Genomic DNA, 9,790 nt, shown 5'->3' with positions numbered 1-9,790 from the left:
CGATATTGTCGTTCAACGCTTTGGCTTGCCGCCAGTTGGGGTGTGTAGCCGCAATACAACAAATAATTAGTCGCACAAATACATACAATAGTTCCCAACAAATTTTGCCTGCAATTTTCTTAATTCCACGAAGCAATACAGACATCGTTGCCGCAGCCGAATAGCGGAGCGCACACTACCGCTCCGCGCGATTGTGCGGCAGGCGCATCAATTGCTGACGGAAATTCACACTCGCCCGCCGATAACGCCTTCTGCTCTCCGGCCTTGACGAGCCTGCGGCCAAGGCTACGGTGGAGAAATGAATTCGATTAGTCCTCAACTACATCGAAGACAGTTCCTGACAGCCACCGCGGCGTCGGCCGGAGTCCTGGCACTCGCGTCATGTGCCGATAGACCCGGGGAAGGAACGGCCCCCACGAGGGAGTCAACCGGCGTGTATGAATTGCCGAATCTCGACTGGGATTACTCAGCCCTGGGGCCGCATATTTCCGCCGAAATCAACCAACTGCACCACGACAAGCACCATGCCGCATACGTCAAAGACGCCAATGATGCCGTGGAACAGCTCGCCGAAGCTCGGGTGAAGGGTGACAACGCCACGATCCTGCTCCTGGAAAAGAACCTCGCGTTCAATCTCGGCGGCCACGTGAACCACTCGATCTGGTGGGCTTGGGCTGGACATGGCTCGGGTACGACACCCTAGGCAAGAAGCTGCTGACTTTCCAGATGTTCGACCAACAGTCCAACGTGCCGTTCGGAACCGTCCCGCTCCTCGGCGTGGACGTCGTTGACCATGCGTGCTACCTGCAGTACAAGAACCTGAAGGCCGACTACGTCAAGGCTTTCTGGAACGTGGTGAATTGGCGCGACGTACAGGCACGTTTTTCCGCGGCACTGTCGAAAACACCTGGCTTGATCTTCCCGTAGCGAATATTCGGACGTGGCCATGGCAGGATCGGCCATATGGCCAGCATCGCGCAATGGATCGAAGGTTCCCGCCCCCGCACCTGGCCCAACGCCCTCGCCCCGGTCATCGCCGGCACAGGCGCCGCAGCAACAGCCGGCAGCCCCGTCTGGTGGAAAGCGCTTCTAGCGCTGGCCGTATCGGTGAGCATGATCATCGGCGTCAATTTCGCCAACGACTATTCGGACGGAATCCGCGGGACCGATGACGACCGGGTGGGACCGCTGCGGCTGGTTGGCTCCCGTCTGGCATCACCGTCGGCGGTCAAAGCCGTCGCCATCGCGTTCCTGACCCTGGCCGCGGCAGCGGGATTGGCGCTGGCCATCACCACCGCCTGGTGGCTGGTGGCTGTCGGCGCGGTATGCGTCGCCGGTGCGTGGTTCTATACCGGCGGGTCGAAACCGTACGGATACAGCGGTTTTGGCGAAATTGCCGTCTTCATATTCTTCGGCCTGGTGGCGGTACTGGGCACCGAGTATGTGCAGACATCGGCGGTCAGCCCGATCGGCCTGGCGCTGGCGGTGACGATCGGCAGCTTCTCCAGTGCGGTACTAGTCGCCAACAATCTGCGCGATATCCCCACCGACCGAGAATCCGGCAAGATCACGCTGGCCGTGCGGTTGGGCGACGCGCGCACCCGCATCCTGTTCCCGGCACTGTTGACGGTTCCGGCCCTGGTGAGCGTCGGACTGGGTTTCGGGCACCCATGGCGCCTGCTCGGGCTTGTAATGTTGCCGTTAATGGTTAAGGCTGCCCGACCGGTTGTCACCAAAGCGCAAGGGCCAGCATTGATCCCGACGCTGCGCGATACCGGACTCGCCATGCTCGGCTGGGCGATTCTCACCGCCTCAGCCCTCGCCTGGCTGAGCTAAATCCCTTGGGGCCGCGACGGCCTTAGGAGAAGTTCTTACAGACAACACCTGTGTTTTGGCACGTAACACCGGTGTGGTCCGGCGCACTCACCCATCCGCCCCCCTGGTTGAAGCCCGGAGGCAGATCTGTGCGATTCGGGTTACCGGTGGCATCGCAAAATATCCAGCTGTTCTGACACGCATGCCCCTGGCCCTGGGGAAGCGTTCCCCAGCCGCTGTTGCCATCCCTGCCGGGCTGCTGATTGGTGAACGACTGACGCGAACCATCTCCCACACCCGGTCCGGGTATCGGAGGCTCGATCGGGCCCGCCAATACCGACTCCCCGACCGCCGGCTCGCGCAGAACATCAACGCCCTTCATCCCCAATCCAAACAGGGGAAGAGCTAACAACGCCGTACAACAAAGAACGTTTCTTGCCGTCGTGAGTGCATACATAGTGACTCCGTTAAGTCCGCGTATTAAGGTGCGGCCCCCGGGAAACCACTGACAACAAAAACGTTAGGCGCCGCTTGTATGTCACCCACAGTACACCTATTGTTCACTTTCACTCAATCTGAAGTTAAGGAATCAATAAACCCTTACCCCGGAAGGGGTATGCGGGCCACGATGTGGTTACAACCGTCCACGACCTGGGCAAAAGATGCAGCAAAGCGGCGGCAGCGCGGTAGGTTCGTCGTCACTGGCAGATTCCGGCGCAGGCTGCGGCCGACGACCTATTGACCATGAGGCGCCCTAATGATAATGCGCCAGCCGAGCATCCCCCGGCTCTACGCCGGCCGACGGCGAAAGCCGCTAGGCGGCCCGATCGAGCAAACCGACCACAGCCTGGCGCAGTTCCTCGGCGGGCACACGCTCGGTGATCACGGCCAGCGCCACGGGATCGCCGCCGCGCAGAATACCCAGCACCATGTGCTCGCACGCGATCCAGTTGTCTTTATGCGCAATGGCTTCCCGCAGCGCCAGCTCCAGGCACTTCTTGGCCGAGGAATTGAACGGGATCATCCCAAACGGACGCCAACCGCGCACGCGGCCCTGACGACGCCCCGATTTTTCGAACGCTTTGTCAAAGGTCTGCGGCCCAAAGACTTTCGACACACTGTCGCGCACCTGGGACAGATCGATACCGATGGCCTTGAGTGCCTGCGCGTCCTCATCATCGAGTGGCGGCTCGTGGGCCCCGGTGCGCAGCCGGTCGCGCACGGTATCGGCAATCAGCCCGTACCCGCCCAGCAGCTCCGAAAGTGGTCCGCTCGCACTGTCCAGGACACCCACCAGAACGTGCTCAGCCCCGATACGCGATTCGTCCATCTCGCGGGCTTCTTCCTGAGACAGCACCACGGCGACCTTGGCCGACTTCTGGAACTTCTCAAACATGGCTGCTCACTTCCTCGCGCGGTTGTATTTCTGATGCACTGCCTGACGGCTGACTTCGAGCGCCTCGGCAATGGCCTGCCAGCTCCAGCCCTGTCCACGGGCGTTGGCGACATGAATCGCTTCCAGCCGGTCACACAGACGCCGCAGCGCCTGCACGGCCCGCAACCCCACTGCCGGATCGGTACTGCTGACGGCGTCGTCCAGATCGGCCGTCGGGAGATCGCTCATGAATGTCAACATAGATTGACAATCACAAACTGTCAAGCAAAGTTGACAGTCGAGGGCGCGTCGACACGCCCGCTTATGGCGAAAAGATGCGATACGAGCCCGCCACCAGATGGCGTGGCGGCGGGAAGTGGGTTAGGAGTCTTGTGGCTTTTCGCCGCGCAGCCGCGCCTGCAGATCCGCACGCTCCGCCCGGCGCCGCTCGTCGACGACGGCAATGCTGGCGGTCACCCGGTGACGCAGCGGTGCGAACACCGCCATGCCCAACGGCAGCGCGATGATCAAGGCGAACAGAATCGCGATCGCCAAGGGGAAGTCCTCGTACCCGATGAGCCGGGCCACCCAGAAGATGACGAGCGTCAGGACGACCGCGAGACCCAACCGCGCCAGCGTGTACAACGCGATGTCGATAGCGAGCCGGCTCCCCGGCGACCGTTCAGCCACGTCACCACCCTATCGCTGCGCCGAACACCAGCCTTGGCCGCGCGTATATTTGCAGTTAGTTGTTCAGGAGGCTCTTGTGTACTACGTGCTCATCGCGGTCGTGCTCGGCGCGCTGGTCTACGCCGGATGGCGTATCAGTCAGTCGGTCCCGACCCGTCCACAGACCCGCGTGACCGGCCCCGACGACGACCCCGAATTCCTGTGGCGCATCAGTAGAGACGATCCGTCCGAACACTGAGGGTTGCGCGGCCTGCGGCCGCGCAACCAACGGCTAGCCCTGGAACGTCTGCTGCTGCTGGCGCTGTGTGCCGGTGAACCCCTGCGCGACGACGGCGGCCAGCTCGATGAGCGAGCGCCGCGTCGCGGGCCGGAGCCGGTCCAGGCTGATCTCGGCGCCCTCCTCCAGGTGCGGATCGAACGGCACCAAACGCACCGCACGGCACCGGCGCGAAAAGTGATCGACGACCTTTTGCATGTCAACCTTGCCCGAACGCGGACGCACCGCGTTGATGACCGCGACCGAGCGGCGCACCAGCTCGCGATGTCCGTGCGCATCGAGCCAGTCCAGGGTGGCGGAGGCACTGCGCGCGCCGTCCACCGAGCCGGAGCTGATCACCACGAGGGTGTCGGCCTGCTCCAGCACCGAGGACATCGCCGAGTGCATGAGTCCGGTACCGCAGTCCGTGAGCACCACGCTGTAGAAGCGCTCGAGAATCTCCAGCGTGCGCGAGTAGTCCTCGGCGCTGAACGCCTCGGACACCGCGGGATCGCTTTCCGACGCGAGCACCTCCAGACGGCTCGGCCCCTGTGAGGTGTAGCTACGGACATCGCTATAACGCTGAATCGAGTTGGCGTCCCGCAGCAGGTGACGCACCGTTGCCGGCGTCTCCAGCGGGACCTTCTGGCTCAGTGTGCCGCGGTCCGGGTTGGCGTCAACGGCGATGACCCGGTCACCGCGGATGGATGCGAACGTCGCGCCGAGGGTTGCGGTGACAGTGGTCTTGCCGACGCCTCCCTTGAGGCTCAGCAGAGCGATCTTGTAGCAACCCTGCAACGGCTGATTCACCTGGGCGACGAGGTCGTTTTCCTCTGTCTTCTTCGTGCCCTCGCCGAGGTTGATCGTCCCGAACGACGCACGGTAGACGGTCTTGCGCCAACCCGCCGACGGTGCCGGCTTGTGCGGGCGCAACAACGCCGACGTGGACAAATCACGCGAGGAGGGCGGCAGCTCGGGCCGAATCTGGGATCCGATACCGGTTTGCTGACCGCCGACCGGGGTGTAGTACCGGGAGGCGCCGACGGGCGGCTGGGCCTGTTGGGCCTGTTGGGGAATGCCCGACGCGGGCGTGTCGCTGCCCCAGCGATCCGCCGTGAAGGGCGTCAACTGTGCGGGCCGCTCGGCCGAGTCACTGAATCGGTTGTCGGCCCTAAAGCCTCCGGGACCGCCCTGGCCGCCGGATGACCCGGCCGCACCGATCGCGGTGGGATCGGTGCTCTCCTGCCCACCGGACGGCGTGAAATCGAGCGGCGCGAACGAGCCGCCGAGCGTATTGAGCGACGGCACCGAGGGATCGTGCCCACCCAGGCCCGCGATGTCCTGCTGTGGCGCGAACGGATCCTGGAACGGGATCGCTTGGAACTGTTGGGTCATTTCATGGGGCTGCTGCGGCGCGCTCTGGCCGTACATCACCGGCTGCGCTGGCTCCTGTGCTGCCCACGGCGGGGCCGTCGGTCCACCCTGCGCCTCGTCGGCGTACGGCGACGGTCCATCCGGCGCGCGGTGCGCGGGATAGTCAGACATCGATCCCCCAATGCATTGGTTGGATGTGCAGTTCGGACACGGAGAGCCCGGAACGACTGTTCAGAAGGACTCAGCATCGCACCCTATCGCAGGTGTGATGAACCGATCTGGCGGAACAGTTCCCCCAGACCTCCCGCCTAGCTCACCCCAGCGTACGAGTGAAGACCGACCGTCACCAGATTGACGAAGAACAGGTTGAACACCATGGCCACGAATCCCGCCACGTTGATCCACGCCGCCTTCTTGTCCCGCCACCCCGCAGTGGATCGTGCGTGCAGGTAGGCGGCATAGATAACCCAGGCAACGAAGGAAACGGTCTCCTTGGGATCCCATGCCCAGAACCGCCCCCATGCCTCCTCGGCCCAGATGGCACCGAAGATCACGCCGAACCCGAAGATGGGGAAACCGAAAATGGTGGTCCGGTACGCCAACCGGTCCAAAGACTGGGCATCGGGCAGGCGCTGCACCAGGGTGTTGTCCGGGAAGTACATCTTGACCAGGAACAGGATGCTGGCCACTCCGGCCACCAGGAACACGCCCGACCCGAGACTCACCACCGACACGTGAATGGGCAACCAGTAGGACTGCAGGGCCGGCATCACCGGGGCCGCATAGGTGTAGAGGTACCGGCCGGACACCGTCAGCAGGATCAGCACGGGAATCAGCACGAAGACCCAGAGCGCCCGGCGGCCCTCCGCGCTGTTGGCACGCGGGCGCAGCACCACGGCCGCAGTGACCAGACCACAGGCACACGTCAGATTGATGAACTCGTACATGTTGCCCCAGGGCACCCGGGTGGTGGCCACACCGCGCAGCACGATGCACGCCAACAGCAGTCCGATGCCCAGGTACACAAGCGCCAACCCGGCGCCACCGACCCGCTCGCCGAGGGGGCGCTTGCCCTGCGGCACCACCAGCCCCGGCTGATTCTCGTCGGCGGACACCACCTCACCACCGGAGCTGACGAGCTCTCGCTGGGCGGTCTTGTTGCTCTGCCGGTAGGCCAGCTCGATGGCCAACAGCACCAACGCACCGACCATCACCACAATCGCCGAGGTGAAGGCGTAGTCGGAGAACCTGGCCAGATTCACATCGATATTGGTCGAATTCATTCGGCATCCTCATCTTTGTGGCCGTTCCCGGCCCTTGCGACGGGCAGATCCTCAAGGCATCGGTCGCATAACCGCTCGAACTCATCGCCCCAGCCGGAGCTGTCGGTGCGTGCCAGCCCTCCCAACTCGACGTTTACCGTACCTGCGGCCGCCCCCGGGGTCAGCCGCGCCCAGACTCGACGGCGCTTGATGATGAGCGATACCACCAGGCCCGCCATCATGGTCAGCGCGAAGACGAGCACCCACAGTTGGGCGGGGTCGCGTGACACCTGCAGATTGACGAAGTTGACGGCGCTGTCGAACCTGACGATGGTGCCGTCATTGAGCTTGACCGACTGTCCAGGTAGCAGGTTGGCGCGTGCCACCTGATTGAGCCGTTTCTGCTCGATCATGCGGGGGTCGAGCTCGAAGATCGACTGGGCGCGACCCGAGTCCAGCCCCGTATCTCCGCGATAGATGTTGATGGCCACCGCGGGCTTGCGCATCTCCGGGAAGCTCGACGAGAGCAGGGTGCCGTGCAGTTGTTCGGTGGGCGCGAACAGACCCTGAATGGCGATCTGATTCTTACGACGCACATTGGGATCCGGATAGCTGCCGGCCGGAGGATCGATACGCACGGCCCCCGAAGACAGCAGGGTGGTCGGGTCGTCCGGTCGCCACTGAATGGTCTCGCTACGCTGACGCCCGTCCGGGAAGGTCACCGTGAAGGTGGGGGCATATCCATAGCCGAGCAGATACACGCGGTTGCCGTTGACACGCAGCGGATGGTTCATGGCCAGCCGCTCCGGTCTCCAGACGTTGTTCTGGAGATCGTCGCCCGCCTGGTACTCAATGTTCGATTCGAACGAATGCGCCTGTCCCGAGGCAAGATAGGTGGCCTTGAAATCCTTGACCTTGACGCAGATCGGGTCCAGGTTGGTGCCATCGACGGTGTTGCCGGCCCGGAACGAGTCGAAGGCGGCGGGCGACGACGAGCAGAATCCCGGGCCATTGTTGGCGATGACGATCACATTGCCCTCGTACCCGAAGAGCTTGCCCACAGCGAATGCGACCAACAGACCAACAAGCGAAAGGTGGAAGACCAGGTTTCCGAACTCTCGCAGATAGCCTTTCTCCGCGGAAATCTCAGTGATCTCGGCCCTTTGGCGGGTGGTTCTGCGCCAGCCCTTCAGCTGACTCTCGATGGTCGACGCGATGTCGGAATGGTCGCCCCGCACCACTCTTGCCTGGTGTTTGGGCAACCGCGCCAGATTCCGGGGCACCGGAACCGGCTGCGCACGAAGGGCCTTGGCATGCTCGACGGTCCGGGGAATGATGCACCCCACCAGTGAGACGAAGAGCAGAACGTAGATCGCAGTGAACCAGAAGCTGGAGAACACGTCGAAAGCCTGCACCCGGTCCAGCCAGGGACCGATGGTGGAATGTTCGGCCAAGTACTCGTCGACCTTGGCCTGGTTGAGTGCGCGCTGCGGCAGCATCGCACCCGGTATCGCGCCGAGCGCGAGCAGCACCAGCAGCGCCAGTGCGGTGCCCATCGACGTCAGGCCGCGCCAGGTGTTGCGCGAGTAAGCAAGGAGACGCTTGGCGATCATCACTAGATGGGTAACCTCGCGTCCGAAACGAATGAATCGCGAACCCAGGCAACAAAATCGGCCCACACGCCGGTGACCAGCGCGACCCCCACCGCCAGCAGCGCGATACCACCGATGATCTGGATGGTCCGGCCGTGCCGTCGCAACCATTCCATACCCCGCACCGCGCGTGCCGAACCGAAGGCCAGCAGCAGGAACGGGATTCCCAGCCCAAGGCAGTAGGCAATCACCAGCGTGATCCCGCGAGCCACATCGGCGCCCTCGGTGGCCGATGCCACCGCGACCACACCGGTGAGGGTCGGCCCCAGACAAGGCGTCCACCCGAGCGCGAACACCGCGCCGAGCAGTGGCGCTCCGGCCACCGTGGAAATGCGGCGCGGCGTAAACCGGAAATCCCGCTGCAGAGCCGGCATTAGCCCGATGAACACCAGCCCCATCGCGATCGTGATCACTCCGCCGATGCGTTGCAGCAGCACCTGATTGGTGATCAGCGTGGTCGTCATGCCCATCACGGCCACGGTACCCAGCAGGAACACCGCGGTGAACCCGGCGACGAACAGCAATGCCGATCCGGTGACCCGCAGCCGCGCCGCGCGGGCACCGGCGCCGACATCGTCGCGGCCGTCGGCCCCCACGACGGCAGCGAGATAGGACAGATAGCCGGGCACGAGCGGGATCACACACGGCGAGGCGAACGACACCAGCCCGGCCAGCGCACAGGCACCCAGGGCCAGCAGCAGCGGCCCGCTGGTCGCGGCGTCCTGGAACGCGGAGCCTGCATCGGCGAGGATCACTTCTTGACTCCCGCTGGCTCTTTCGCCGATTCTTGCGCGACGCGCTCAACCACTGGCTGCAAATCTTGGGTCAGCAGCTCGCGCAGGAACACCGCCGCCACCCGATGTTGCCGGTCCAGCACCAAGGTCGCGGGAATGGCCCCCGTCGGGAATTTCCTGCCGAACGCGATGAGCGTGCGCATCGACGGGTCATAGATGGATGGGTACGGCACCTTGCGGTCGGTCACAAAGTCCTGCGCCTTGGTGATCTCGTTGTCCCGGACGTTGATGCCGAGAAATTCGACGCCTTGAGCGTGGGTGGTCTTGTAGACATCTTCCAGTGCCGAGAACTCCGAGCGGCAGGGCCCGCACCATTGTCCCCACACGTTGATGACGACGACCTTCTCGGTGAAATCGTTGAGCGACAGTGTTTTTGTGGGGTCCAGCAGGTTTGGCCCCTCGATCGGACCGGGCGTCTGACGGGCCTCGGGCGGATCGTAGAAGATGTCGGTCTTGCCACCGGGTGAGACGAACTGGAACTGCCCGCCGCGCGCCACCGCGTCATCACCAGTCGAGCACCCGGTGATGAGCAGAACCAGCGCGGCCATCGCCGCGACCACACGTCGCACTAG

At 63.7% G+C, this 9,790-nt stretch carries 10 protein-coding genes and 1 pseudogene; 3 read left to right on the top strand and 8 right to left on the bottom strand.

Annotated features, from left to right (window positions below; genetic code table 11):
* Window positions 1-433 precede the first annotated feature (433 nt).
* Both B4383_RS23505 and B4383_RS23500 read left to right on the top strand, forming a co-directional pair.
* A pseudogene (locus B4383_RS23505) lies at window positions 434-927 on the top strand (superoxide dismutase).
* Window positions 928-963: 36 nt separating this feature from the next.
* Window positions 964-1,836 (top strand): 1,4-dihydroxy-2-naphthoate polyprenyltransferase, encoded by an 873-nt coding sequence (locus tag B4383_RS23500; protein ID WP_078293793.1) that lies wholly within the window; start codon window positions 964-966, stop codon window positions 1,834-1,836.
* A 793-nt stretch (window positions 1,837-2,629) separates the two neighbouring features.
* Here the strand turns inward: B4383_RS23500 and B4383_RS23490 are convergent.
* From B4383_RS23490 to B4383_RS23480, 3 genes are all read right to left on the bottom strand, one after another.
* On the bottom strand, window positions 2,630-3,211 hold the full coding sequence (locus tag B4383_RS23490; RefSeq protein ID WP_078293797.1) for a Clp protease N-terminal domain-containing protein: 582 nt from the start codon (window positions 3,209-3,211) through the stop codon (window positions 2,630-2,632).
* A gap of 6 nt (window positions 3,212-3,217) precedes the next feature.
* The gene (locus B4383_RS23485; protein ID WP_078293867.1) at window positions 3,218-3,439 is read right to left on the bottom strand and encodes a sigma factor-like helix-turn-helix DNA-binding protein; all 222 of its coding nucleotides are present in this window, start codon (window positions 3,437-3,439) and stop codon (window positions 3,218-3,220) included.
* A gap of 132 nt (window positions 3,440-3,571) precedes the next feature.
* Window positions 3,572-3,880 carry a DUF4229 domain-containing protein gene (locus B4383_RS23480; RefSeq protein WP_078293799.1) on the bottom strand — a complete coding sequence of 103 codons (309 nt, stop codon included), beginning with the start codon at window positions 3,878-3,880 and terminating at the stop codon, window positions 3,572-3,574.
* Window positions 3,881-3,956: 76 nt separating this feature from the next.
* On the opposite strand from B4383_RS23480, the gene B4383_RS26495 reads away from it, so the two are divergent.
* The gene (locus B4383_RS26495; RefSeq protein WP_099051365.1) at window positions 3,957-4,118 is read left to right on the top strand and encodes a hypothetical protein; all 162 of its coding nucleotides are present in this window, start codon (window positions 3,957-3,959) and stop codon (window positions 4,116-4,118) included.
* A gap of 33 nt (window positions 4,119-4,151) precedes the next feature.
* Here B4383_RS26495 and B4383_RS23475 read toward each other — a convergent pair whose 3' ends face one another.
* From B4383_RS23475 to B4383_RS23455, 5 genes are all read right to left on the bottom strand, one after another.
* Window positions 4,152-5,567 carry a MinD/ParA family protein gene (locus B4383_RS23475; RefSeq protein ID WP_078293869.1) on the bottom strand — a complete coding sequence of 472 codons (1,416 nt, stop codon included), beginning with the start codon at window positions 5,565-5,567 and terminating at the stop codon, window positions 4,152-4,154.
* A 251-nt stretch (window positions 5,568-5,818) separates the two neighbouring features.
* Window positions 5,819-6,793 carry a c-type cytochrome biogenesis protein CcsB gene (gene ccsB / locus B4383_RS23470; RefSeq protein ID WP_078293802.1) on the bottom strand — a complete coding sequence of 325 codons (975 nt, stop codon included), beginning with the start codon at window positions 6,791-6,793 and terminating at the stop codon, window positions 5,819-5,821.
* Window positions 6,790-8,388 carry a cytochrome c biogenesis protein ResB gene (locus B4383_RS23465; protein ID WP_139361009.1) on the bottom strand — a complete coding sequence of 533 codons (1,599 nt, stop codon included), beginning with the start codon at window positions 8,386-8,388 and terminating at the stop codon, window positions 6,790-6,792. Before B4383_RS23465 ends, ccsB begins: the two co-directional genes overlap by 4 nt.
* A complete protein-coding gene (locus B4383_RS23460) occupies window positions 8,388-9,179 on the bottom strand; it encodes a cytochrome c biogenesis CcdA family protein (protein WP_078293804.1) in 792 nt (263 codons plus the stop codon). Before B4383_RS23460 ends, B4383_RS23465 begins: the two co-directional genes overlap by 1 nt.
* Window positions 9,176-9,787, bottom strand: coding sequence for a TlpA disulfide reductase family protein (locus B4383_RS23455; RefSeq protein WP_078293807.1), 612 nt, complete (start codon window positions 9,785-9,787; stop codon window positions 9,176-9,178). Before B4383_RS23455 ends, B4383_RS23460 begins: the two co-directional genes overlap by 4 nt.
* Window positions 9,788-9,790: the final 3 nt, after the last annotated feature.

The sequence above is a fragment of the Mycobacterium sp. D16R24 genome, from assembly GCF_002013385.1.
In the GTDB taxonomy this organism is placed as follows: domain Bacteria; phylum Actinomycetota; class Actinomycetes; order Mycobacteriales; family Mycobacteriaceae; genus Mycobacterium.
The sequence above is the reverse complement of the archived record's forward strand: the minus strand, read 5'-3'. Positions and strand labels throughout refer to the sequence as shown.